Source organism: Microbacterium plantarum (assembly GCF_035231185.1).
GTDB lineage: Bacteria > Actinomycetota > Actinomycetes > Actinomycetales > Microbacteriaceae > Microbacterium > Microbacterium plantarum.
On record NZ_CP141117.1, the window covers coordinates 1,577,493 to 1,603,775 of the forward strand.

General features: G+C 68.9%; 18 protein-coding genes. 14 read left to right on the forward strand and 4 right to left on the reverse strand.

The window, feature by feature from the left end:
• Positions 1-4 precede the first annotated feature (4 nt).
• A complete protein-coding gene (locus VC184_RS07645; RefSeq protein WP_323987671.1) occupies positions 5-685 on the reverse strand; it encodes a DedA family protein in 681 nt (226 codons plus the stop codon).
• 42 nt (positions 686-727) lie between these two features.
• Here VC184_RS07645 and VC184_RS07650 point away from each other — a divergent pair, with 42 nt between their 5' ends.
• The 9 genes from VC184_RS07650 (at position 728) to holA (ending at position 13,783) form a co-directional block, all read left to right on the forward strand.
• On the forward strand, positions 728-2,056 hold the full coding sequence (locus VC184_RS07650; RefSeq protein WP_323987672.1) for an anthranilate synthase component I family protein: 1,329 nt from the start codon (positions 728-730) through the stop codon (positions 2,054-2,056).
• 51 nt (positions 2,057-2,107) lie between these two features.
• The gene (gene leuS, locus VC184_RS07655; protein ID WP_323987673.1) at positions 2,108-4,690 is read left to right on the forward strand and encodes a leucine--tRNA ligase; all 2,583 of its coding nucleotides are present in this window, start codon (positions 2,108-2,110) and stop codon (positions 4,688-4,690) included.
• Positions 4,691-4,761: 71 nt separating this feature from the next.
• A complete protein-coding gene (locus VC184_RS07660) occupies positions 4,762-5,190 on the forward strand; it encodes a TlpA family protein disulfide reductase (protein WP_323987674.1) in 429 nt (142 codons plus the stop codon).
• Between the two features lies 1 nt (position 5,191).
• Entirely contained in the window at positions 5,192-5,707 is a 516-nt protein-coding gene (locus tag VC184_RS07665; protein WP_323987675.1) for a DUF4395 domain-containing protein, read from the forward strand.
• A gap of 162 nt (positions 5,708-5,869) precedes the next feature.
• Positions 5,870-7,243, forward strand: coding sequence for a glutamate decarboxylase (locus VC184_RS07670; RefSeq protein WP_323987676.1), 1,374 nt, complete (start codon positions 5,870-5,872; stop codon positions 7,241-7,243).
• A gap of 6 nt (positions 7,244-7,249) precedes the next feature.
• Complete coding sequence (locus VC184_RS07675) at positions 7,250-8,815, forward strand: amino acid permease (RefSeq protein WP_323987677.1); 1,566 nt, start codon at positions 7,250-7,252, stop codon at positions 8,813-8,815.
• A 68-nt stretch (positions 8,816-8,883) separates the two neighbouring features.
• On the forward strand, positions 8,884-9,498 hold the full coding sequence (locus VC184_RS07680; protein ID WP_323987678.1) for a ComEA family DNA-binding protein: 615 nt from the start codon (positions 8,884-8,886) through the stop codon (positions 9,496-9,498).
• Positions 9,495-12,314: a ComEC/Rec2 family competence protein gene (locus tag VC184_RS07685; RefSeq protein ID WP_323987679.1), complete on the forward strand. Its 2,820-nt coding sequence runs from the start codon at positions 9,495-9,497 to the stop codon at positions 12,312-12,314. The genes VC184_RS07680 and VC184_RS07685 overlap by 4 nt, the downstream gene beginning before the upstream one ends.
• 428 nt (positions 12,315-12,742) lie before the next feature.
• Positions 12,743-13,783, forward strand: coding sequence for a DNA polymerase III subunit delta (gene holA, locus VC184_RS07690; protein ID WP_323987680.1), 1,041 nt, complete (start codon positions 12,743-12,745; stop codon positions 13,781-13,783).
• Between the two features lie 61 nt (positions 13,784-13,844).
• Here holA and rpsT read toward each other — a convergent pair whose 3' ends face one another.
• The 3 genes from rpsT to VC184_RS07705 all read right to left on the reverse strand — a co-directional run bounded on the left by rpsT (position 13,845) and on the right by VC184_RS07705 (position 20,031).
• Complete coding sequence (gene rpsT / locus VC184_RS07695; protein WP_112614742.1) at positions 13,845-14,105, reverse strand: 30S ribosomal protein S20; 261 nt, start codon at positions 14,103-14,105, stop codon at positions 13,845-13,847.
• 116 nt (positions 14,106-14,221) lie between these two features.
• Positions 14,222-14,959 (reverse strand): alpha/beta fold hydrolase, encoded by a 738-nt coding sequence (locus VC184_RS07700; RefSeq protein WP_023950752.1) that lies wholly within the window; start codon positions 14,957-14,959, stop codon positions 14,222-14,224.
• A 116-nt stretch (positions 14,960-15,075) separates the two neighbouring features.
• The gene (locus VC184_RS07705) at positions 15,076-20,031 is read right to left on the reverse strand and encodes an ExeM/NucH family extracellular endonuclease (RefSeq protein WP_323987681.1); all 4,956 of its coding nucleotides are present in this window, start codon (positions 20,029-20,031) and stop codon (positions 15,076-15,078) included.
• A gap of 219 nt (positions 20,032-20,250) precedes the next feature.
• Between VC184_RS07705 and lepA the strand changes: the two genes are divergently transcribed.
• The 5 genes from lepA to dnaJ all read left to right on the forward strand — a co-directional run bounded on the left by lepA (position 20,251) and on the right by dnaJ (position 26,282).
• Complete coding sequence (gene lepA, locus VC184_RS07710; RefSeq protein ID WP_064956574.1) at positions 20,251-22,101, forward strand: translation elongation factor 4; 1,851 nt, start codon at positions 20,251-20,253, stop codon at positions 22,099-22,101.
• Between the two features lie 26 nt (positions 22,102-22,127).
• Positions 22,128-22,787 (forward strand): DUF1990 family protein, encoded by a 660-nt coding sequence (locus VC184_RS07715; RefSeq protein WP_112614744.1) that lies wholly within the window; start codon positions 22,128-22,130, stop codon positions 22,785-22,787.
• Entirely contained in the window at positions 22,787-24,004 is a 1,218-nt protein-coding gene (gene hemW / locus VC184_RS07720) for a radical SAM family heme chaperone HemW (protein WP_323987682.1), read from the forward strand. Before VC184_RS07715 ends, hemW begins: the two co-directional genes overlap by 1 nt.
• Positions 24,005-24,083: 79 nt before the next feature.
• The gene (gene hrcA, locus VC184_RS07725; protein ID WP_112614748.1) at positions 24,084-25,121 is read left to right on the forward strand and encodes a heat-inducible transcriptional repressor HrcA; all 1,038 of its coding nucleotides are present in this window, start codon (positions 24,084-24,086) and stop codon (positions 25,119-25,121) included.
• Positions 25,122-25,160: 39 nt separating this feature from the next.
• Positions 25,161-26,282: a molecular chaperone DnaJ gene (dnaJ, locus tag VC184_RS07730; protein WP_112614750.1), complete on the forward strand. Its 1,122-nt coding sequence runs from the start codon at positions 25,161-25,163 to the stop codon at positions 26,280-26,282.
• Position 26,283 lies beyond the last annotated feature (1 nt).

Here is a 26,283-nt window from a genome sequence, read left to right on the forward strand (position 1 = left end):
CACCTCAGTCTTTCACGTCCCCGTCCGCGCGTCGGATCTTCTCCTCTTCGAGCCGCAGATGACGTGCCTCGCGGCGGCTGATCAGTCGCTTCACGAGGTAGGCGAGGAGCAGGAAGACCACGATGACGCCGACGAAGAGGTATCCCGCGTACTGGATGTTGTCGGAGACCTCGCGATAGGTCTTCGCCGCGGCCGCGACCACTCCGACGTAGAGAGAGGTCCAGATCACGCAGGCCGGCGCCGTCCACGCGATGAAGCGCCGATACGAGAAGCCGCTCATGCCGACCGTCAAAGGCACGAGCGAATGCAGGACGGGCAGGAATCGCGAGAGGAAGATCGCGGGGCCGCCGCGGCGTCTCAGATAGAGCTCCGAACGCACCCAGTTGTCCTCGCCGATGCGGCGCCCGAGACGAGAGAAGCGGATGCGAGGGCCGAGCCAGCGCCCGAGCGCGAACCCGATCGACTCTCCCGCGAGCGAGCCGGCGACGACCGCAGCACCCAGGATGAGGCCTTCGCCGACGCTCCCGACCGCGGTCGCGGCCACGATCACCACGGTGTCCCCCGGCACCACGAGCCCGATGAGCACACTGGTCTCGAGCATGATCGCGATACCCGCCACGACCGTGCGCAACACCGGGTCGATGCTCTGCACGGTGTTCAGAATCCAGTCGAGGATCTCGTTCACGCTCCGAGCCTAGGGGCGTGACCTAAGACATAACCTGTGATCGTGCCCGAGACGACGAGCTTCCGCTGCCTCGACGGCTGGACCGATCCCGCGAACCTCATCGGCGAGGTGCCCGGCGAGCATGTCTTCTGGCTCGACGCCGGCGTCGACGCCGCCTCGGGCTGGAGCTGGATCGGCTCGGGCGAGCCCGGCGATCCGCCGGACCCGGTCGTCGACGGATCCTCCCGGCAGAGGATGGGCCGCGAGGCACGCACGGGCCCCTTCGTCGGCGGCTGGGTCGGTTGGGCGGGGTACGACGCGGCGGCATCCCGAGCAGGCGCGCCGTCGAAGCGGGATGCTGCGGACCCCGAGGCTCTTTGGCTCCGAGTGGAGAGGTTCGTCGCGTTCGACCATGCCGCGCGGCGCGTATGGGTGGCGGCGCCGGCCGACGCCGTCGACGACTTCGCGGCGCAGGTCGACACCTGGCGCACAGGGGCTTCCGCGCGCGCGCGGGGGGACGCGGCGACGGGTGATCTCGTCGCTCAGGCCCGCGTCGACCCTGACCAGTACGCCGCGCTCGTCGGGGACTGCCGGAGCGCGATCCGCCGGGGTGACGCGTACCAGCTGTGCCTCACGACGCGTTTCACCGTTCGCGATGATCACCCGTTCGACGCGCTCGCGGTGTTCCGGAGGCTGCGTGCCGCGTCGTCGTCGCATCACGGCGGGCTGATCCGATCGGGGGAGCGGGCGCTGATCAGCGCGAGCCCCGAGCGCTTCCTCGGGCTCACCGGCGGAACCGTGCTGACCAGTCCGATCAAGGGCACGCGGCGGCGCGGCGATGACGCGGCATCCGACGATCAGTTGGTGCGGGACCTCGTGACGAGCCCGAAGGAACGCGCGGAGAACGTCATGATCGTCGATCTCATGCGCAACGACCTCCAGCGCGTCAGTGCGCCGGGTTCCGTCGTGGTCGAGCGTCTGCTGGAGGTCGAGACCTACCCCGCGGTGCACCAGCTCGTCAGCAGCGTGTCGGGATCGATCCGGCCCGGTACGCGGCTGTCGGAAGTGCTCGCCGCCGCGTTTCCGGCCGGCAGCATGACGGGTGCACCGAAGCTCTCGGCGATGACGATCCTGCACGGCTTCGAGGGCGCTCCGCGGGGGACGTACGCGGGCTGTTTCGGCTGGGTCGGCCGCGACGGCGACGCCGATCTCGCGATGATCATCCGATCGATCGTCGTGAACGGCGAGCAGGCCTACGTCGGCGCAGGCGGGGGCATCACGTGGGGATCCGAGCCGGAAGCCGAGGTCGACGAGGTCGCGTTGAAGGCGCGGGCGCCGCTGGCCGCACTCGGAGCGGACCTGCCGCCCCGGTGGCGGGAACGGGTCCGGTAGCCTGGGAGCGGTGCTCTCGCGCCCTTTTCGCATTCCCAGATTGGTTCACCCGTGACCGACAGCTCCACTGATCGCGCCAACACGCCCGATTCCGCCGCTTACGACGCCCACGCCGTGCAGGCGAAGTGGCAGCGCGGCTGGGCAGACGCCGATCCCTTCCGGGCCGGCGGCGATGACGACAAGCGTCCCCGCAAGTACGTCCTCGCGATGTTCCCGTACCCCTCGGGCGACCTTCACATGGGGCACGCCGAGAACTACCTCTACTCCGACATCGTGGCCCGCTTCTGGCGGCACCGCGGTTACAACGTGCTGCACCCGATCGGCTGGGACAGCTTCGGCCTGCCCGCTGAGAACGCCGCCATCAAGCGCGGTGCCGACCCCCGCGCATGGACGTACGACAACATCGCCCAGCAGAAGCAGAGCCTGCACGAGTACGGCGTCTCGTTCGACTGGAGCCGCGTGCTCCATACGAGCGACCCCGAGTACTACACCTGGAACCAGTGGCTGTTCCAGAAGCTGTACGAGAAGGGGCTGGCTTACCGCAAGGAGAGTCCGGTCAACTGGTGCCCGAACGACCAGACGGTGCTCGCGAACGAGCAGGTCGTCGACGGGCATTGCGAGCGCTGCGGCGCCGAGGTGGTCAAGAAGAAGCTCACGCAGTGGTACTTCAAGATCACCGAGTACGCCGACCGCCTGCTCGACGATCTGAATCAGCTCGAGGGCTTCTGGCCGCAGAAGGTCATCCAGATGCAGCGCAACTGGATCGGCCGGTCGGTCGGCGCCGACATCGACTTCGAGATCGAGGGCCGTGACGAGAAGATCACGGTCTTCTCGACCCGACCGGACACGCTGCACGGTGCGACTTTCATGGTCGTCGCGCCCGACTCCGACCTTGCCGCCGAGCTGGCGGCGGGGTCGTCCGAGGAGGTGCAGCAGCGTTTCCGTGAGTACCTGCAGACGGTCCAGAAGACGAGCGAGATCGACCGTCAGACCGCCGATCGACCGAAGACCGGCGTCTTCCTCGACCGTTTCGCGATCAACCCCATCAATGGCGAGCGACTGCCGATCTGGGCGGCGGACTACGTCCTGGCCGACTACGGCCACGGTGCGGTGATGGCTGTTCCGGCGCATGACCAGCGCGACCTCGACTTCGCACGCGCATTCGACCTGCCGGTGCGCGTCGTCGTCGACACCACCGCGCCGGTGACCGGGGCCATGCCGGTCATCGAGCTCGACGACGAGGGCGTGCCGATCGACCCGGCGCCCGCCATCGACGACGTCGACCCCGCCCGCACGGGTGTTGCCTTGACGGGCGACGGCCGGATGATCAACTCCGGCGCGCTGGACGGGCTCAGCAAGCGCAACGCCATCGCCCGTGCCATCGAGCAGCTGACCGCGACCGGAAATGGGCGCGCAGCCAAGACCTACCGTCTGCGGGACTGGCTGATCTCGCGTCAGCGCTTCTGGGGAACGCCCATCCCGATGATCCACACCGACGACGGCCGTATCGTCCCGGTGCCCGCCGAGGAGCTGCCGGTTCGCTTGCCGTCCGTCGAGGGGCTCGACCTCACGCCGAAGGGCTCCTCGCCGCTCGGGGCGGCGACCGATTGGGTCACCACGACCGATCCCGAGACGGGGGAGCCGGCCCTTCGCGACCCCGACACGATGGACACCTTCGTCGACAGCTCGTGGTACTTCCTGCGCTTCCTGTCGCCGAACGACGCAGGCCAGCCCTTCGCGCCTCGCGAGGCCGACAAGTGGGGCCCGGTCGACTTCTACATCGGCGGGGTCGAACACGCGATCCTGCACCTGCTGTACGCACGGTTCATCACCAAGGCTCTCTTCGACATGGGGCAGGTGGAGTTCACCGAGCCGTTCTCGAGCCTCATCAACCAGGGCATGGTCATCCTCGACGGCGCGAAGATGTCGAAGAGCAAGGGCAACCTCGTGCTCTTCCAGGAGGAGCTCGAGCAGCACGGCGCCGACGTCCTGCGTGTGGCACTGGCCTTCGCCGGACCCGTCGAGGACGACAAGGACTGGGCAGACGTCTCGACGACGGGAGCGGCGAAGTTCCTCGCCCGTGCGCTGCGCGTGGCCGCGGACGTCGACAGCGAGATCGACGTCGTCTGGGCCGAGGGGGATGCCGCGCTCCGTCGCGTCACCCACCGCCTCTGGGCCGACGCTCCGGGGCTCGTCGAGCAGACGAAGTTCAACGTCGTCGTCGCTCGACTCATGGAGCTCGTGAACGCCACCCGCAAGGTCATCGACAGCGGCGCCGGCGCCGGCGACCCGGCGGTTCGCGAGGCAGCGGAAGCGATCGCCGTCATCCTCGACCTGTTCGCCCCGCACACCGCCGAGGAGATGTGGGAGACGCTGGGCCACCGGCCGTTCGTGGGCCTCGCCGTCTGGCGTCAGCCCGACCCGACCCTCCTCGTCGAGGAGTCCGTCACCGCGGTCGTCCAGATCGACGGAAAGGTCCGCGGCACGCTCAGCGTGTCGGCGAAGATCTCCTCCGACGAGCTCGAATCGCTCGCCCGCAGCGACGACAAGATCGTCCGCGCGCTCAACGGTCGTGAGATCGCCCGCGCCGTGGTGCGAGCGCCTAAGGTGGTCAGCTTCACCACCGCTCGCTGACGAGGGCGGGGGAGTCGTCACGCGATGACACACTTCCCCGCCGCTGTCGCCGGCGGTCTACGGTGGCGATCGTGCAGCCGCTTCCCGCCGTCATCCTCACCGTCGCGCTCGTCGCGTTCGTCACGGCGGTCGGTCTGGTCTCCCGGCGTTCGCGGGGTCGCTCCCGCGATGTCGCAGACGGCGAGCTCGTGACGCCCGCGATGGTCGGCGTGAGCGCCTTCGGTGGCTCCGCCACGCTGCTGCAGTTCAGCACCGAGCTGTGCTCTCGGTGCCCCGCGGCGCGACGCGTTCTCTCGTCGCTCGCCGCGGAGCATGACGGCGTCCGCCACGTCGAGGTGGACCTCACGCATCGCCCGGACATGACTCGTCGGTTCGAAGTCATGCAGACACCCACGGTTCTCGTGCTCGACGGTACCGGGAGGGTTCGTCAGCGCACCGGTGGTCTTCCGGATCGGTCCGCGCTCGCGACCGAGATCAGCCGTCTGCTGCGGGAGGTCTGAGGTGACCGCGATCGAGCGTATCGATGTCCGAGCACCGCGGTTCGCCGCGTCCATCACCGCGGGACTGCTGCTCGTGGCCTTCCTCGCATCGCTGCTCGGAATCGCAACGGCGTCTGTGGGAGCCGAATGGCGCCTGCCTGCAGCGCCACTTGCCGACCGAGTCGTCGACGCGGGCTTCGTGCTCGTACTGATCGCCGCGCTGCTGTTCCTCTGGGGTGTCTCGTCACCGCGGAGCGCGCCCTGGGGTGTGCTCTTCCGCCGCGTGGTGCGGCCGCGCCTGTCGCCCCGGCGGGAATTTGAGGACGCTCGTCCACCGCGTTTCGCGCAAGGAGTCGGCCTCGCCGTAACCGCGATCGGGCTGATTCTGCATCTCGCGGGAGTGCCGTGGGCCCTTCCGAGCGCTACCGCTCTCGCATTCGCGGCAGCCTTCCTGAATGCCGCGTTCGGATTCTGTCTGGGCTGCGAGATGTACCTGCTCCTGCAGCGCACGGGCATCGTCGGGCGCGCCCGGACATAGCTCGCACCTGACGGTGCGTCCTCCGATTCCTGAGCTCAGTCTCGGGGGCGATTCGCGCTCGGAAGGCCGCCTAGCTTGAGGGGCATTCACGGGGGCAGCATTGACCGCCGGGACACGGTCGACCCCTTGTCGCCTCTCTTCGGCGTGCAACGAGGAGACGAAATGAACGACGAGACGATCAGCCCGGCAGCCCCTCTGTTCACCCGGCCGACGGAGGCGAAGGGCGCGCCGCGGCACGTGATTCCCCAGAGCGAATCCCTTCCCGCGACCGCGAAGCAGATCGTCGAGGACGAGACGATCCTCGACGGAAATGCGCGTTTGAACCTGGCCACGTTCGTGAGCACGTGGATGGACGACGAGGCGAAGGACGTCTACACCTCGTCCTTCGATAAGAACATGATCGATAAGGACGAGTACCCGCAGACCGCGGCTATCGAGGACAATTGCTGGCGAATGCTCGCCAATCTGTGGAACTCACCGGATGCCGGGCACAGCATCGGAACCTCGACGATCGGTTCTTCGGAGGCGTGCATGCTCGGCGGGCTCGCGTTCAAGCGGCGTTGGCAGCAGCTTCGCCGGGCCCAGGGCAAGGACGCGTCCACTCCGAACCTCGTCATTTCGAGCGCCGTGCAGGTGTGCTGGGAGAAGTTCTGCAACTACTTCGTCGTCGAGGCCCGATTCGTTCCGATCACCGAGGAACACAAGACGCTCGACGGACACGACCTGGAGAAATACGTCGACGAGAACACGATCGGTGTCGTCGCCATCATGGGCGTGACGTATACAGGGATGTACGAGCCCGTCGCGCAGGTCGCTACGGCACTCGACGCGATCCAGGAGCGCACCGGGCTCGACATCCCCGTTCACGTCGACGGGGCATCGGGTGGAATGATCGCACCCTTCCTGCAGCCCGACCTCGTCTGGGATTTCCGTCTCGAGCGGGTCCATTCGATCAGCACCTCCGGCCACAAGTACGGCCTCGTCTATCCGGGCCTCCGCTGGGTCGTGTGGCGCGAAGCACGGTGGCTGCCCGAGGACCTGATCTTCAAGGTGAGCTATCTCGGCGGCGAGATGCCCACCTTCGCCCTCAACTTCTCGCGGCCGGGCGCTCAGGTGCTGCTGCAGTACTACCTCTTCCTCCGGCTTGGCTTCGAGGGTTACCGTGCCGTGCAGCAGGAGTCGCAGGACGTCGCGAAGTATCTCGCGGCCGGGATCGGCGCTCTCGACGCGTTCGACCTCTGGAACGACGGCAGCGACATCCCGGTGTTCGCGTGGCGTCTGAAGAAGGGGCACACCGACAACTGGACGCTCTACGACCTGCAGGATCGTCTGCGGATGCGCGGCTGGCTGGTACCGGCCTATCCGATGCCGGACGACCTCACCGACATCACGGTCCAGCGCATCGTCGTGCGCAATGGGCTGAGCATGGATCTCGCCCAGTCGTTGCTCGCCGACATCCAGCGCGAGGTGGCGTATCTCGACGGCCTGCAGTCGCCCATGCCCACGGCCGCCGCGAACTCGGCGTTCCACCACTGAGGCACGTTGCCATGTCCACGCGTCAACCATCCCCCCCGTACGACGCCGAACCATCCCCTCGCGCCGCGGTCGAGCGTCACGGCGTACCTCGGCGTCGGCCAACTCGCGCTCCTGACGCTCGTCGTCGTCGCGAGCCTGCGCTCGCTCCCGGCGATGGCCGTCTTCGGCCTCGGCAGCGTGACGCTCTACATCCTCCCGGCGATCTTCTTCCTGATTCCGACAGCGCTCGTGGCGGCTGAGCTCGCGACGGGCTGGAAAGGCGGCATCCACGTCTGGATCCGCGAAGCGATGGGCAACCGCTGGGGCTTCACCGCCGTCTGGCTCCAATGGATCCAGAACGTCGTCTGGTACCCCACGCAGCTCGCGTTCATCGCCGCCGCCCTCGCGTTCGTCTTCCTCGATCCGTCACTGTCGAGCTCGGGCTTCTTCACGGCGGTGGTGATCCTCGTGCTGTACTGGGGCTCGACGCTCGTGACGCTCCGCGGCGGGAACCTGTTCGCAAAACTGGGCTCCTGGGGCGGCATCCTCGGAACGCTGCTCCCGGCGGCCTTCCTGATCGTCTTCGGGGCGATCTGGGTGTTCGGTGGCGAGCAGAGCCAGGTGCCGCTCACCCCGGATGCGGTCATCCCGCCGTTCACCGGCATCGCATCGATCGTGCTGATCGTGTCGAACTTCCTCGCCTATGCGGGCATGGAGGTCAATGCAGTGCACGTGAATCAGATGAAGGACCCCGGCCGCGGATTCCCGCGCTCGATCCTCATCTCGTCGATCCTGATCCTGCTGGTGTTCATCCTGCCGACCATCGCGATCTCGGTCGCGGTCCCGCAGGAGAAGCTCGGACTGACGAACGGGATCATGCTCGCGTTCCAGGAGTACTTCCAGCACTGGGGCGTGGGGCAGTGGGCGACGGCCTCGATGTCGGCGCTCATCGCGGCGGGCCCGCTCGCCTCGGTGATCACCTGGATCGCCGGTCCGTCCAAGGGCGTGCTCGCGGCCGCGGAGACCGGGCTCCTCCCGCCGCTGCTGCAGAAGAAGAACAAAGCCGGCGTGCAGTCCGGCATCCTCATGCTGCAGGGCACGATCGTCACGATCCTGGCGGCGATCTTCATCGTCGTTCCCAACGTGAGCGCGGCTTTCGTGGCACTGATCGACATGGCCGCGGCGCTCTACCTGATCATGTACATGATGATGTTCGCGGCTGCGCTCGTGCTCCGGCGCACTCAGCCCGGCGTCAAGCGGACCTACCGCGTCCCGGCCATGGGGCTGGTCGCGGGTGTCGGGTTGCTCGCGAGCCTTGCCGCGTTCGTGTTTTCGTTCATCCCGCCGTCGGGCTTCACCGCGTTCTCACCCGCCTTGTATCCCTGGATCGTCGGGCTGGTGATCATCGTCCTCGGTGCACCGCCGCTGATCTTCTACGCCGTGCGCAAGCCGTTGTGGGACATGCGCACCGCAGAGGACAAGAGCGTCCCGGTCACCCATGAGGCGGATCCACCCGCAGGTGCGGATCCGGGATCAGCGCCGGCTACTCGACGACGGCCGGATGCCGCGTCGGGCCCTCCCCAGACAGGGTGATGCCCACGATCTCCCGAAGCGACGACCCGCGGCCGAGCGGTCGGGAGCGTCCCGCCTAGCCTGACGGCGTGACTGCTCCCGACCCCGCTCCGGCCCGGCGCCGCCTGGGTGTCGGGGCACTGGTCGTCCTCGTTCTCGCCGCAGCGGCGGTCACCGTCGCGATCGGCATGATCCGATCGCTCGCGGCGCCGGTGGCGGTGGTGACCCCCGTCGTGACGCCGACGGCGGGGCCTGACAGCGACACCGGCGCCGCCGCCGTGTACGTCCACGTCCACGGCGCCGTCGTGAGTCCCGGCCTGTATCGCCTCGACGCCGACGCGCGCGTGGTCGACGCTGTGGCCGCGGCCGGCGGGTTCAGCGACACGGCCGATCCGGCGGGAGTGAACCTCGCGCGCACCGTCACCGACGGCGAGCAGCTCTTCGTCCCCGAGCCCGGTCAAGCGCCGCCCGAATCGGCAGGAGGTGGAGCGCCCGGCGGGGCAGGTACGGACGGCCTCGTCGATCTGAACACCGCGGATGCCGCTGCGCTCGACACCCTCCCGCGCGTCGGTCCTGCGCTGGCCGAGCGGATCATCGCCTGGCGCGAGGAGAACGGACGCTTCACGAGCGTCGAAGACCTGCTGGCGGTGTCCGGGATCGGCGAGAAGATGCTGGAGGCACTGCGGGATCGGGTCCGCGTGTGAGCGCCCGCATCCGCCGTCGCGACCTCCGCTTGCTCCCCGTCGCGATCGGTGTCTGGGTCGTCGCACTCGTGGTGACGCACCATCCCGAGGTCGCGGTCATCGTGGCGGCGGTCCTCTGGACGGTCGCGACGGCATTGCTGGTGGCCGTGGCGATCTCCCTTCGCAGGTCCCGCGGCGCCGCACGCCCGCGACGTTCGCCGATCACGATCTTCGCCGTCACTCTCGCTTTCGCCGCCGCGGCCGTCTCACACATCGCGATGAGCGCGCCGGACCGCGATCGGGTCCTCGCATTGCCCCTCTCCGGCGGGCGAGTGGTGGCGATCGAAGCCGATGTCACGGGAAAGATCCTGAGCTCTGCGACGGGCTGGCGTTTCGACGCTGTCGCCACCCGTGTGCGGATCGGCGGCGACGTCACCGCGACCCGGGTGCCTGTCGTCGTCCGTACGGCCGAGCGTCCCGTCGGGCTCGACCTCGGTGCCACTGTCTCGCTCACCGGCTCCGCCGCGCCCGCCCGGCCGGGGGAGCGGCCGGTCCTCGTCATCACGGCGGCCGGCCCGCCCGAGGTGGTGTCCCGGCCGCGGGGTCCCCTCGCCCTGGCTTCAAGCCTCCGCACGACGCTGCTCGCGCAGGCCGCTTCGCTGCCGCAGCCGGGCGCAGGCCTGGTCGCAGGGCTCGCAGTCGGCGACACATCCGCGGTCACTGTCGAGCTCGATGCGCAGATGAAGACCGCTTCGCTCTCGCATCTCACCGCGGTCTCCGGGGCGAACTGCGCGCTCGTCGTCGGCATCGCGTTCGTCGGCGCCGGGATGCTGGGGCTGCGCCGCCCGTGGCGCGTCACGATCGGGCTCGCGGCGCTCTCGGGCTTCGTGATCCTCGTCTCACCCGAGCCGAGCGTCGTGCGCGCGGCTGCCATGGCCGGGATCGCGATGCTCGCAGCGCTGCTCGGGCGCGCGGGTGCGGGAACATCCGTTTTGTGCCTGGCAATCGTCGCGTGTCTGATCGCCGACCCCTGGCTCGCCGGCAGTATCGGGTTCGCTCTGTCGTCGGCGGCGACCGGAGCCCTGATCCTGTTCGCCGGACCTGTGAGCGACTCGCTTCGGCGCTTCATGCCGCGCCCGCTCGCGCTCGCTATCGCAGTACCGGCCGCTGCCCAGCTCGCGTGCACCCCGATCCTGGTGATGATCGATCCGCGACTGCCCGTGTACGCCGTGCTCGCCAACGCGCTGACCGCGCCCGCGGCACCGCTGGCGACCATCGCCGGCCTCGCGGCATGCCTGAGCGCCGGGGTGCCGCTGTTGGCGAGCGGTCTCGCCGCGATCGCCTGGGTGCCCTGTGCCTGGATCGCCGCCACGGCGGAAGCGGTCGACGCCGTCCCGGGTAACTCGATCGCATGGATCCCGGGTGCGCCGGGCGTCATGCTGGCGACGGTCCTCTGCACCGCGCTGCTGCTGGCTATGCTGCCCGGCACCCCTCGCCGGGTTCGTCGCATTTCGACGGGGCTCGTCGCCCTCGCAGTGGGCGGGTCGGTCGGCGCGGGCCTCGTAACGGGGCCGCTCGACCGGGCGCGAACACCCGAGGACTGGGCGATCGCGCTGTGTGACGTGGGCCAGGGCGACGCGGTCCTCGTGCGCTCGAATGACGCCGTCGCTCTCGTCGACACCGGTCCCGATCCCGAGGCCCTCGCGGCGTGCCTGGACCGGTTCGAGGTCAGCCGTATCGATCTCCTCGTACTCACCCACTTCGACCTCGACCATGTCGGCGGCAGCGATGCGGTCATGGGGCGCGTCGGTGCGGTTCTTCACGGTCCGGTCGCGGAGCCGCAGGAGGAGCAGCTGCTCGCGCGGCTCGCCGCTGCCGGGGCAGAGGTTCGCACAGCTTCCGCCGGGCTGGCGGGGGTGCTGGGCGCCGCCGAGTGGGAGGTCCTGTGGCCGCGCAGTCGCGCGAGCGGGTTCGCGCCCGGCAACGATTCAAGCGTAGTGATCGATGTCCGCGGAGGCGGGATTCCCGCCGTGCTGCTCCTCGGCGATCTCTCGGAGACGCCCCAGCTGGCCCTCGGCGCCTCGCTGCGGTCGACATACGACGTCGTGAAGGTGTCGCACCACGGCAGCGCCGACCAAGCCGCGTCGCTGTACCGCCGACTCGGCGCGCGCGTTGCGCTGATCGGGGTGGGGGAGAACTCCTACGGCCATCCACGCGAAGAAACCCTCGCCCTCCTGCGGTCGCTCGGTCACGAGATCGTCCGCACCGACGAGACCGGGGCGGCAGCGCTCACCATGACGGATGACGGCATCCGGGTGTGGCGCCAGGATAGCCCGAAAGCAGCCACGCCGAGGCGGCTATCTCGGAGCCGCGCGAGGCGCAAAGCATTACCTTCGCAGCTTCCCGGCCAGCAAGGAAAGCTCTTCGTGGAAAATCTGAACGCGAGGCTTCTTTCCCACGGACTCCAGGATGTAGCCGCGCCAGCTCGTGATGCTGAACTTCCTCTCGGTGCGCGAAGTCACCTTCAGCGAGGGGAGAAGGGACTCATACTCCGTCACGAGCTTCCATGCTTCGGCCGCCGCGGACGAGGACTCGTGCGCGAACAGATTGCGGAGAATCCGCGCGGCGTAAGCGGTGGAAAACTCGGCCTCACTGATGGTCGCAGTCCGTGTGCCATATGGATGATAGAGCCACCTCTTCGACTTCTCCGTGAAGTCGGCGAAATCGGCCATGACGAAGTTGCGGCCGTTCTTATCCAGGATCTTCACCACATCCGCATGCGTCACATGGCTGGAGGTAAGCAGTGTGCTCGACAGAATATTGGCAGGGATGCGTAGCTCATTCTGCGCGTAGCTCGAGAGTTGATTGGTCAGGTATCTGATCGCCTTTCGCGGCTCGCGGTTGACGGCAGCGGTGAACCATGACGACATGAACGACTCCCAGGAGATCGCAAGCGAGATGAAGGAGTCCGTCGCCGCTCGTCGTCGTAGGCGAAGCGTCCCACCATTCGCCACGATCGCGGCGTCGATAGCCTGCCAGTCTGCGAGGGATTCCTCGGCTCGGGAGGTGAACTCCTCGATGCGCAGGTCCGGATTAGTCTTATTCACCACGCGCCCCATCATGCCTCATGGGCCCCGGCTCTCAAGCCATGATCGTGGAACCGCGCATTGCGCAGTCACTTCGCAAGAGTTCCTCCGCTCGGAAGCTTGTGTCCTGCCTGTGGGTGGCGCCAGGTGAGGTCGGTGGTCGCGATTAGGCTGGGAGCATGCCGCCGAGTCCCCGACGTCCTGCCGCCCGCAGTGCCGCGAAGTCGGCTATCCGGCAGCTGTCGTGGCGTACGCCGGAACCGGCGCCCATCGTGCTCGTCGCAGGCCCCGAAGAGGTGTGCGCCGAGCGCGCCATCGCCGGACTCCGCGACTATCTGAAGGCCGAGGACCCGAGCCTCGAGGTCTCCGACATCCGCGCCGACGACTACGCCGCGGGCACCCTTCTCGGGATGGCGTCGCCCTCACTCTTCGGCGAACCTCGGCTCGTGCGAGTAGCGGGCGTCGAGAAGTGCTCCGACGCCTTCCTCGCAGAGGCCCTCGCGTATCTCGAGAATCCGCAGGAGGGCGCCACGATCGTCCTGCGGCACACGGGTGCGAGTGTCCGGGGCAAGAAGCTGCTCGAGGCCATCCGTTCGGGCATCGGGGGCGGGGTCGAGATCTCAGTTCCCGCGATCAAGCGCGACTCCGACCGTTTCGACTTCGCGGCGGGGGAGTTCAAGGCTGCGGGCAAGCGGATCGCTCCGTCGGCGCTGCGCAGCCTCGTCTCCGCTTTCGCCGACGACCTGACCGAGCTCGCGGCCGCCTGTCAGCAGCTCATCTCGGACGTGCCCGGTGACATCGGCGACCAGGTCGTCGAGCGGTATTACGGGGGTCGGGTCGAGACGACCGCCTTCGCCGTCGCCGACACCGCGATCGCCGGCCGCTACGGCGAGGCCCTCATCACGCTGCGGCACGCTCTGGCCAGTGGGGCCGACCCCGTGCCGCTCGTCGCTGCGATCGCCTCGAAGCTGCGCACCATGGCCCGCGTCGTCGGTACGCGCGAGCCGTCCGCCGCGCTCGCTGCCCGGCTCGGCATGAAGGACTGGCAGGTCGACCGAGCCAAGCGCGATCTCGTCGGCTGGACGGAATCCGCCCTCGCGACCGCGATCCAGGCGGCCGCCCGCGCGGATGCCGAGGTGAAGGGCGCCTCGCGCGACCCCGTCTTCGCGGTCGAGCGGCTTGTCACCGTCATCGCGACGCGGTCACCCTACGGGTCCTGATCGCTCAGCGGCAAAGCGAAAGGCCCGCCCCACATGGGGACGGGCCTTCGACAGCGGCGGCTCAGAGAGCGGCGACCTGCTTCGCGATAGCCGACTTGCGGTTCGCAGCCTGGTTCTCGTGGATGACGCCCTTGCTCACGGCCTTGTCGAGCTTCTTCGTGGCCTTGGCCAGCGCCTTCTCGGCAGCGGCCTTGTCGCCGGCGGCGATGGCCTCGCGGGTGCGACGCACCTCGGTCTTCAGCGCGCTCTTGACGGCCTTGTTGCGCTCGCGCGCCTTCTCGTTGGTCTTGTTGCGCTTGATCTGCGACTTGATGTTCGCCACGTTCGACGTATCTTTCGTTCGGAGTTTTCGGTGGATGTGCCGGGCGACAGTAGAGGGATGCCGCACGGCGGTCGTGTGAGGGAGGAACCCACACGGCAAGCCGACTTCAGAGTCTATCAGGTCGCGTCGCGAGAGCCGGTATTCGCGAGGGTCGCGAGGGCGAGGTCGATGACCGCGTTGAACACGCGCGGACGCATGGCCGTGACGAGGTGGCTGGTGCGGGGGACGACGATCAGTTCCGCCTCGGGGGCGAGCTTCGCGAACAGCCGTTCATTGACGCGTAGCTGGTCGTACTGACCGTTCACGAACCAGGTCGGCACATCGATCCGTCGGATCGCCGCGAGCAGGTCGAGCACCGACAGGCTCGCCAGCGCAACGTCCTGCGCGTCGTAGGCGTATCCGCCGGCGCCGAAGTCCGGCCGGGTCTCGACGGGAAGCGTGCGGTCGAGGACCCAGTCGGTGATCCGCTGGCCACGGCCGGGCAAGCGGTCGAACCCGAGGGCGAGCGCTCGGTACACCGCGAGGCCGAAGCCACGGGGGATCGCGGTGCAGGACGCGGCGATGAACGCCGACACCGGCGGGCGTTCCTCGCGGCCGACGTAAGCGGTGCTCAGCAGCCCGCCCATCGAGTGGCCCACCAGCAACACGGGGCCGCGCTCAGCGGCATCCCGAACCGCATCGTCGATCGTCGCGAACGCACCATCGAGGGTGAAGGTCTCGGCCATGCGAGTGCCGTGGCCGGGCAGGTCGAGCGCCGTGACGGGGATGCCGCGATCCTGGAGGTGGGCCACCTGAGCGCGCCACATCGTGGCCGAGGTCCGGATCCCGTGCACGAGCACCACCTGCGCGGTCATGCTTCCACCCTACGGACCCGAACCCTGCGCGGGGGAGCAGCTCGGCGAGCACATGAACGAGTGAGGGCGACCGGTGATCCCGGCCGCCCTCACGTCGCATCAGCGTGCCCGCGAAATCATCGCTCCGAGACGGCACCTCGTCGCCGCGTCACCGCGATGACGCCGCCCGCGACGAGGAGCATCGCTCCCGCGAGCAGAACGCCGAGCGGCGTCTCCGCGCCGGTCACCGCGAGCTGCCCCGAGCGCACGACGGTGATCGCGAACTCCAGCGGCTCCTCGCCGGCCGTCGAGATCCGCAGCGTGTGGGCTCCCACCGCGAAGTCTGCGGGAATCGCCACCCGGAATGACGTGACGCCGGAGCCGTCAGCGGCCGGGATGCCACGTACCTCGATCGGCTCGCTGAAGAGGGTCGCACCGATCTGCTGGCCGGGCTCGAGGCCCGAGACCCGCACATCGATGAACCCGCCCTGCTCGACGCGGGTGGTGGAGAGCTGGACCTGCGCCCACGCCGCCGTGCCCGGTTCGGTACCCGGCTCGGTGCTCGGCTCGCCGATCCGGACCGGGATCGTGACCGTCGTCTCCGTGGCATCCGTCATCAGGACGAGCTCCGCGGCGCCGTCCGGGAGGTCGGCCGGAAGCGGCACCGACACGACCGTGCTTCCGCCCGCGACCGGTGCGGACGCGATGACCTCGCCGCCGAGCGAGACATCCACCGCACCGTTCTGGGGGGCTCCGAGGCTCGTCATGTCGAGGTTCGACACGGTCAGCTCGAGCGTCGAGCCCGCGGCAGCGGTCTCGGGGACGCCCTGGACGCGGACGGCGTGCTTCGTGAACGACGGCGCGACGGGCTGCTGCGCGCCGAGGTACTCGATCCAGGCCTCGTGGTCGAGGAAGCCGGTATCGACGTAGTCGGTGCCCGCGGCGAAGGCGCGGAAGTTGTCTCCCGACCCGGATGCGAGGAACGAGAGCGTGCCGATGCGGTACTCGGCGTCGAGGTCGAGCGGCTGCCCGTCGACCGTGACCGAGGTGATCCGGCTGCCCTCCGGGCGGGTGTCGTCGAACGTGTAGGTCACATTGTCGGACAGGCCCAGCTGCAGGTACGGACGCGACGGCACGTTGCCGTCCTTATCGCGCTGCCACTGCTGCTCGAGGACGCGCACGAAGTCGGCGCCCGTGAGGGTCACGAGGGCCATCGTGTTGTTGAACGGCAGCACGGCGTACGCCTGACCCCAGGTGATCGTGCCGTCCGGCACGCCCGCGACCGCGTTGGCCCCGAACTCGGCCTGCGTGTCGAACAGGTCGGCCCGAAGGCCGCCGGAGTTCGTCACGCCGATCTGCGCGCCGTTCGGCAAGTTCGCCAGGTTGGAGCGGATCGACTCCGCGACGAGGTTTCCGAGCGAGGACTCCGACGCCCGGTCGTCGCGCTTGCCGCCGGCATAGGCGCCGTCGACATACGAGCCGCCCGAGTACGCGCTGGTGATATCGGCGGAGATCGTCGCGACCGGCGTGTTGCCGATCTCAGCGAAGTCCGCGAGCGCCTGCCGGACGATCTCGTCGACCTCGGCGACGCGCGGGTAGGTCGCGATCAGGTCGGCGGCGGGCGTCTCGGTCTGGCCGACGTTCTCCTGTGAGTGCGAGACGACCTCGCCGCTCGTGGGATCGACCGAGAGGACGACCTTGCCGACGAACTCGCCGTACGAGCCGGTCTGGACGATCGGTCGCGTCCGGTCCGTTCCCGGGATCGGCGCCGACCACGCGTACAGCTTGTGCGTGTGACCGGTGTAGATGGCGTCGACCTCGGGGGAGGTCTCCTTGACGATGCGGGCGAAGACCGCGCTGTCGGCGACGGCCTCGTCGAGGCTCGCGTCCGAGGCGCTGTCGGCCGCACCCTCGTGGTAGAGCGCGACGATGACATCGGCCTGGTCGCCGGAGCCGTCGGTGAGGTCGGCTGCGACGCGGTTGACCGCTTCGACGGGGTCGCCGAACTCGAGACCGGCGATGCCCGCGCCGCTCACCAGCGACGCGGTCTCCTCCGTCACGACGCCGATGACGCCGATCGTGAGGCCCTGAGACTCGATGAGCTCGTACTCGTCGAACTGGGGATCGGTCGTGCCGGCGGCGTAGACGTTCGCCCCGAGGTGCGAGAAGTCCGCACGCGGGATGACGCGGTCGCGCAGGTCGGCGAAGCCGCGGTCGAACTCGTGGTTGCCCACCGCGCTCGCCCGCAGATCGAGGGCGTTCAGCACGTCGATCGTCGGCTCGTCCTGAGCGAGTGACGACGCCGGGAGCGAAGCCCCGATGTTGTCACCGGCCGACAGCAGCACAGCGTCGGGTGCAGCGGCGCGCAGCTCCTCGATGGTTCCGGCGAACCCGACGGTCCCCGGAACCTCGGGCTGGGCCTCCACCTTGCCCTCGGCGGGCTTGGCGGGCGTGACCCCGGTGATGCGGCCGTGGAAGTCGTTGATCCCGAGCAGCGTCAGATCGATGGGCTCGACCGGGGCCGTGGCCTCCGCCGAGAGGCCGACCTTGACCGGGTCGTGGTCGGAGGAACGGTAGGGGCCGTCGTCGTGGAAGTTCACCGGGAAGTAGTTGTACCGGCTGTACTCCAGGAAGATGGACTCGCCCGCATTGATGTTCCACACGTCGGCGCCCGTGGCGCGCTCGTACGCGGCCTCGTTCATGAGGATGTGGTCGAGCGAGCCGGAAAGCTCCTGGAACACGTAGCTGGTGTCCGTCGGATCGAACGTGATCCCCGCGTCGACATATCCCGACTCGTAGAACACCTGCATCGGGTCCTCCTGCGAGTAGGAGTTGAAGTCTCCCGCCAGCAGGACGGAGTCCACGTCGCCCTGGATCCGATCGACCCACGCGTCGAGCGAGCGCGCCTGTCGCACGCGCGACTCGTTCGAGGCTCCCTGGCCGTCTCCCGTGTCGGCGTCACCCGCCCAGGGACCCGCCGAGCCCTTCGACTTGAAGTGGTTGACGACGAAGAGGAACGGCTCGCCGCCGTCGACCGGGGCGAAGGCCTGCGCGATCGGAGCCCGTGCGTTCTGGAAGGCCTCGCCCGCGTCGGACTCGGTTCCGAGAGCCCGAGCGTCGCCGACGCGTTCGACGGCGCTCGGCTGGTAGATGATCGCGTTCGTGATGACGTCGCGCCCCGCGGCATCCGGCAGCTCGTCCGACGACGGCACGAACGCCCAGCGCTCCGAGCCGGCCGCCGCGTTCAGGGCGGCGACGAGCGAAGCGGTCGCCTCGTCAGGCTGCTCACCGAGCCGCGCCGAGTCCTCGATCTCCATGAGTCCGACGACGGAGGCATCGAGCGCGTTGATCGCGGCGAGGATCTTCTCCTGCTGGCGTTCGAAGGATGCCGCGTCCCACGCCCCGCGCTGATCGCAGCCCCCGCGGACGTTGGTCCCCTTGCCCTCACGATCGGTGTAGGCCTGGCAGGCGCTGTCTTCGACACCGAGGGTCGTGAAGTAGTTCAGGACATTGAACGACGCCACCGAGACGTCCCCGCCGACCTCCGCCGGAACGGCGGTGCGCGTGTTCTCGACGGTGATGTCGTCGTCACGGTTCTCACTGGCGACGATGTGCCGCACGGGGCTCAGCTTCCAAGCGTCGTTGCGGTAATCGAAGACGACCGGCGCGTCGAACGTCACCCGAGCGCCGACGCGAACGGGCTCGCTGGTCGAGATGTAGGGCGGTGTCGCACCGGCTGCCGCGAGGTTAGTCGACGAGCCGTCGTCGAGCACCACGCGGCGTGCGGCGTTGTCCGCCGCGACGGCCGCCGCTTCCGCGGAACCGGGACGAGCGACATCCGTGGGCTGGCGCAGCGGCTCGGCACCCGTGGCGAGCACGAGCTCGCCGAATCGGTTGAGGTTGTAGTTGTCGGCGACGACGAAGTCGCCCTGCGGCTGAACCAGCATCGACTCGAGCGCTTGGCGGTGCGCGTCGTCGGTCGGCCACGCCACCGTCGCCGGCACCACCGGGGCCGCGTCGGCGATCGCCGTCGCACCTCCCGGGCCGACGGTGAGCTGCGTCAGCCCGAAGTAGTCGCCCACGACACCGGTAACGCGCACCGTGCTACCGGTCGTGACCTCTCCGACCGCAGCGGGGGAGTAGACGAAGATCGCGTCGGAGGCCCGATGCGTCGCGAAATCGATCGCACCGCCGGTGCCGCCTGTCTGGATGACGTAGCCGTTGTACCCGCCCGTGGGATAGTGCGCCGTGACGACGCCTTCCGTCGTGACGGTCTGACCTGCCAGGGGCGAACGAGCGCCCGTGCCCTGAATCTCGCTGATCGAGACCACCTCGGGCCCAGCGGGCTGCTCCGGCTCACCGGGCTGCTCCGGCTCACCCGGCTGCTCCGGCTCACCCGGCTGCTCCGGCTCACCCGGCTGCTCGGGGATCGTCCCGGCTGCGCCCTGGGGCGTCGGTGCACCGGCCGTGAAGTCGGCCCCGTTGTCGGCGGTGTTCGCGCCCTGGTCGTCCCGAGCGATGCTCGTCGCGTTGGACGTCGCCGGTGCCGCGCCGGAGCCTGCGAAGTCGGTCGCGTTGCCCCACCCGACGTAGTCGACGACAGCGTCGTTCTGCGCGAGGCCCGATCCGCCGCTGAGCGCGGCCGTCGAGCTCACGAGCGCGACCTTGCCCTGCGTGCCGCTCATCGGGATGGAGCCCTCGATGTCGGCCGTGAAGCCGGGCAGCGCGGCGTTACCGCCGATGGCCTGGCCGATCAGCAGGTGCCCGCCGGGTTCGATGGTGGCACCCGCGAGAGCAGTGACCTGCCAGTTGGCTCCCGTGCTCGACGCGTACTGGACGCTCCAGCCGTCGAGCGAGACGGCGGCATCCGAGGTGTTGCGAAGCTCGATGAAGTCGCGGTTCAGGGGCGCGCCGTTGTTTCCACCGCCGCCGTAGATCTCGTTGATCACGACGGGCGCGTCAGCGCCGACCGCGGCACTCGCGGGCATCGCGGCCCACCCCACACCTCCCGCCACGATCGCGACGGCGGCGCTGGAGGCCACCCATCTGTGCCAGGGGCGTCGCGCGGGCGCGACAGGGTCTGCTGTGATCACGGTGCTCTCCCGGGGGCGGACCGGGCGCGGGGATATCGCGCAACCACCGGCCGCCGCACTGAGCATTCGACGTCATCGACGTGTTCGGCAAGTAGCGGAATGGTTAATTGTTTATCACCCAGCTGAGTGCTGGCGTGTCCGGCCTTCGGCCTCGTAACATCCCGCGCGCGAGGGTTCGCGGCAGTGCCGTCGCGCGGCCCCGGGTAGACTCTCCGGGACATGTCTCCGCGCGCACTCCAGCCGCTCGCGCCTGCCGCAACGCCGCCCGAGCTCATCCGCAACTTCTGCATCATCGCCCACATCGACCACGGCAAGTCGACGCTGGCCGACCGGATGCTGCAGATCACCGGCGTCGTCGCCGACCGCGACATGCGCGCCCAGTACCTCGACCGCATGGACATCGAGCGCGAGCGCGGCATCACGATCAAGAGCCAGGCGGTCCGGATGCCGTGGTCGAAAGACTCCGGCACGTTCGCGCTGAACATGATCGACACGCCCGGTCACGTCGACTTCACGTACGAGGTCAGCCGCTCTCTCGCCGCGTGCGAAGGAGCCATCCTGCTCGTCGACGCCGCGCAGGGCATCGAGGCGCAGACGCTCGCGAACCTCTACCTCGCGCTCGAGAACGACCTGCAGATCATCCCCGTCCTCAACAAGATCGACCTTCCGGCGGCCGACCCCGAGAAGTACGCCGCGGAGCTCGCGAACCTCATCGGCGGCGACCCGGAAGACGTCCTCCGCGTCAGCGGCAAGACCGGCATGGGCGTCGAGGATCTGCTGGATCGCATCGTCGACCGCATCCCTGCCCCCGTCGGCGACCCCGACGCACCGGCGCGCGCGATGATCTTCGACTCCGTCTACGACGCCTACCGCGGCGTCGTCACCTACGTCCGTATGGTCGACGGCAAGCTCGAACCGCGCGAGCGCATCCAGATGATGTCGACGCGCGCGACGCACGAGCTGCTCGAGATCGGCGTGTCGAGCCCGGAGCCCATCCCCACGAAGGGACTCGGTGTCGGCGAGGTCGGCTACCTGATCACCGGCGTGAAGGACGTCCGCCAGTCCAAGGTCGGCGATACGATCACCAATCATCGGAAGCCCGCGTCCGAGGCACTGCCCGGATACACCGACCCCAAGCCGATGGTGTTCTCGGGCATCTACCCGATCGACGGGAGCGACTACGGCGACCTGCGTGAGGCTCTCGACAAGCTGAAGTTGTCCGACGCGTCGCTGCAGTACGAGCCGGAGACCTCAGTCGCGCTCGGTTTCGGGTTCCGCTGCGGCTTCCTTGGACTGCTGCACCTCGAGATCATCACCGAGCGCCTGTCGCGCGAGTTCGGCCTCGACCTCATCACCACGGCACCGTCGGTGACCTACGAGGTCGCGACCGACACGGGCGAGACCGTCGTGGTGACCAACCCCAGCGAGTACCCCGACGGCCGCGTCGCCGAGGTGTCCGAGCCGGTCGTGAAGGTCGGCATCCTCGCCCCGAAGGACTACGTGGGCACGGTCATGGAGCTCTGCCAGTCGCGCCGCGGCACTCTCCTCGGCATGGACTACCTGAGCGAGGACCGCGTCGAGCTGCGCTACAACATGCCGCTCGGCGAGATCGTCTTCGACTTCTTCGACCACCTCAAGTCGCGCACGCAGGGATACGCGAGCCTTGACTACGAGCCCGCCGGGTCGCAGACCGCCGACCTGGTGAAGGTCGACATCCTCCTGCAGGGTGAGAAGGTCGACGCGTTCAGCTCGATCGTCCACCGCGAGAAGGCCTACGCCTACGGCACGATGATGACCGAGCGCCTGCGCAAGCTCATCCCGCGCCAGCAGTTCGAAGTGCCGATCCAGGCCGCCATCGGCGCACGTATCATCGCCCGCGAGAACATCCGCGCGATTCGCAAGGACGTCCTCGCCAAGTGCTACGGCGGTGACATCACGCGTAAGCGCAAGCTCCTCGAGAAGCAGAAAGAGGGCAAGAAGCGCATGAAGATGGTGGGTCGCGTCGAGGTGCCGCAGGAGGCGTTCATCGCCGCGCTGTCGGGCGACGTCGAAGGCAAGGACAAGAAGTAGCCCCACGGGGAGCAACGAGGAGACCCATGCATCAGCGACGCGGGACCTTCCGGGACGAGACCGTCGACTACGCGGCGGTCGGCGCGACACGCGCGCACGACCTCATGGCGTATCCGCCCGAACACAGCATCCCCGCGGAGGACGCATGGCGGATCGGCAGCGGGCAGGCTCGCTTCGACACCGCCGCCGACCTCCTCATGTCGTGGGCAGCGCTCCGTGGGGCGGGTTTGCGCGTCGCGGATGTTCGGCCCGCATCGGGACCGATGTACACCGGCGTCGCGTTCGACGACCAGGGAAACGCCGTCGCGCCCAGCAGCATGGAACACGAGCAGCGCTTCGCGGCGGACGGCACCCCCTACGTCGGAGCCGGCACCACGCTTCAGGTGCACGGGCGTGTGTCGGGGCTGAATGCGGATGCGGAGCTCCGCGTGATCTTCGTCGACGAGGAGCCCCGCCGGGTCGCGTTCGCTCTCGGGACCGTCGGCGGTTCCGTCGTGAGCGGCGAGGAGTCCTTCCTCCTCGAATGGCGCGATAACGATGAGGTCTGGTTCGTCGTGCGGGCGTTCGATCGGCCGACGGCATTGGCTTACCGCATGCTCAAGAGTCTCGTCCGCCGCCGCCGCCGGATGCTGTTCCAGGGCTACCTCCGCGCGATCTCGCCGCTGTACGCGACGCCTGAGGCCTGATGGGCGCGGCACTGCCGATCGGTGATCCGGTGCCGGTCGGCGGGACGCTGCCGGACGACCTCGTCATCGACCCCGACGTCCCGTTCGGGGTGTACCTGCACGTTCCGTTCTGCCGGGTGCGGTGCGGCTACTGCGACTTCAACACCTACACCGCCACAGAGCTGCGTGGCGCGCGGCAAGATGCCTACGCCGACGAGGTGCTGCGCGAGATCGCCCTCTCGGCCGATGTGATGGACGAGCGCGGCCCCCGGCGTCCGGCGCAGACGGTGTTCTTCGGCGGCGGCACTCCCACGTTGCTTCCGGCCGGGGACCTCGCTCGGATGCTGAGCGGAGTGCGGGACACGTTCGGCATCGCCGCCGGCGCGGAGGTCACCGTCGAGGCGAACCCCGACACGATGAACCCTCGGGTCGCCGACGAGCTGGCGGCGGCGGGCGTGACGCGCCTGTCGATCGGCATGCAGTCCGCGGTTCCGCACGTGCTCGCAGCGCTCGACCGAACGCACGATCCCGCCAACGTCGCCACCGCCGTGGCTGCCGCGCGCGGGGCTGGACTCGACGTCTCGGTCGACCTGATCTACGGAGCGCCGGGGGAGAGCCTCGACGACTGGCGGCGCTCGGTCGACACCGCGGTGGCGCTCGAACCCGACCATGTGTCCGCCTATGCGCTGATCATCGAGGAGGGCACCCGTCTCGAGCGTCAGATCCGCCGCGGTGAGGTGGCCGCGCCCGACGACGATCTCCAGGCCGACATGTACGAACTGGCCGATGACCGTCTCGCCGCCGCCGGCTTCTCCTGGTACGAGGTCTCGAACTGGGCCCGGTCGACCGACCAGCGCTCGCGCCACAATCTCGCCTACTGGCGCGGAACCGACTGGTGGGGTTACGGGCCGGGCGCGCACAGTCACATCGCGGGCCTCCGCTGGTGGAACGTGAAACACCCGGCGGCATATGCTCAGCGGCTCTCCGCGGGCGAGTCTCCCGCCGCAGGCCGCGAGCGCCCGGATGCCGAGGCCCGACGGCTCGAGTCCGTCCTGCTGCGATCACGCATCGTGGATGGGCTCGCCGTCGATGAGCTCGCGAACGACTCGCGCCGTGCCGTCGCATCGCTCATCGCCGACGGGCTCATCGAAGGCGCGGACGCCGTCCGCGGTCGGGTCGTCCTGACTCGCCGCGGACGCCTCATGGCCGATGCGGTCGTACGGGCGCTCACCGAGTGATCCCGGGCGGCGACCCGCCTCGCCCACGCGGTAGAATTGGCACTCGCAGACATCGAGTGCCAAACAGGAGGTGACGGACATGGTCTCAGAGCGCGGACTGCAGGTGCTGCGGGCGATCGTGCAGGACTATGTCGACACCCGCGAGCCCGTGGGAAGCAAGTCGATCGTCGAGCGCCACGCCTTCGGCGTCTCGGCTGCCACGATCCGCAACGACATGGCGCTCCTCGAGGACGAGGAGCTCATCGCCGCGCCCCACACGTCATCCGGACGCGTGCCGACCGATAAGGGCTACCGCGTCTTCGTCGACCATCTGGCAGGCCTTCGCCCCCTGAGCGCCGCCCAGCGCTCGGCCATCACGACCTTCCTCGACGGCCCTACCGACCTCGACGACCTGCTCGTGCGGACGGTTCGTGCGCTCACCCAGCTGACGGGCCAGGTCGCAATGGTGCAGTACCCCTCCTTCGCGCGCGCGCAGGTCTCGCACCTCGAATTGGTCGACCTCGGCGGCGGACGACTCGTCGTCATCGTCGTCACCGACACCGGCCGTGTCTCCCAGCGGGTGGGCGTGGTACGCACCCTCCTCGACGAAGCGCAATTCGCCGTAGCCAAGGCGACGCTGCGCGCCGCTGTCACCGGCGTCGCCGTGCGAGACGCCGTCACCGCGGTGTCGGCGCTCGCGGAGAGCGAGTCGGTCGGCGACCCGATCGGCGATGCGGTGCGCGAGATCGCCCGCATCCTGGTCGAAGAGCTCGAGACGTTCCGGCAGGACCGCCTAGTCATGGCCGGCACCGCCACGCTCGCGCGGCGAGAGGCGGATTTCCGCGGCAGTATCTATCCGCTGCTCGAAGCCATCGAGGAGCAGGTGACGCTGCTTCGGCTCATGGGCGAGATGGTCGCCGACGACCGCGGCGTCGCAGCGCGAATCGGCCGCGAGAACGAGGCGTACGGGCTCTCCGAAGCTTCGGTCGTCACGAGCGACTACGACGTCCCGGGCTCGCATGCACGCGTCGGCCTCATGGGACCGACGCGCATGGACTACCCGACGAACCTCGCGACGGTCCGCGCCGTCGCGCACTACCTCAGCCGGCTTCTCGACGAAGACGAGAAGTCCCGCTGACCCACCCCACCCACGCCCGAACGGGCGGAAAGGCGATCCGTGGCTGACCACTACGAGGTCCTGGGCGTTGCGCGCGACGCGTCGCCCGACGAGATCAAGAAGGCGTACCGACGCCTGGCACGAGAACTGCACCCCGACGTCAACCCGGGAGAGGATGCGTCCGAGCGATTCAAGCTCGTCACGCATGCTTACGACGTCCTCAGCGATCCGGAGCAGCGTCAGCGCTACGACATGGGCGGTGACTCCGCCGGCGGCTTCGGCGGCGCCGCGGGCTTCGGCGGATTCAGCGACATCTTCGAGACCTTCTTCGGCGGCGGCGCCGGAGGCGGCGGTCGCGCCGGGCGTCCGCGCTCCCGGCGCGAACGCGGACAGGATGCGCTCGTCCGGGTCACCCTCGAGCTCGGCGACGTCGTCTTCGGCGTGCATCGCGACATCGAGGTCGACACCGCGGTGCTCTGCGACACCTGCCAGGGCTCGTGCTGCCAGCCGGGAACGCAGCCGGTCACCTGCGACGTCTGCCACGGCGCGGGCAACGTGCAGCGCACCGTCCGCAGCCTGCTGGGCAACGTCGTGACGTCGCAGCCCTGCAACGTCTGCCAGGGTTACGGCACGACGATCCCGTACCCGTGCACGACCTGCCAGGGGCAGGGACGCGTCCGGGCTCGCCGCACCGTCTCGCTCGACATCCCCGCAGGTGTCGAGACCGGGTTGCGCCTGCAGCTCCCCGGATCCGGCGAGGTCGGTCCCGCCGGCGGCCCCAACGGCGATCTGTACCTCGAGGTCACGGTCGCTCCGCACGACGTGTTCAGCCGCGAGGGCGACGATCTGCTCGCCACGCTCGAGGTGTCGATGCCCGACGCCGTCCTCGGCACCAGCACCACGATCGAGTCGCTCGACGGTCCGGTCGAGCTCGAGCTGCGCCCCGGCGTCCAGTCCGGCGACGTCCTCACCGTCAAGGGTCGCGGCATCACGCCGCTTCGCGGCTCGACGCGCGGCGACCTGCGTGTCGGCGTTCACGTCGTCACCCCGACGCGTCTGGATGCCAAGGAGCGGGCCCTCATCGAGGAGCTGAAGAAGCGCACGAAGTCGCCCGCACCACAGCTCGCGGAGTTCCACCAGGGCCTTTTCGCCAAGCTCCGCGATCGGTTCCGGAACAGCTGAG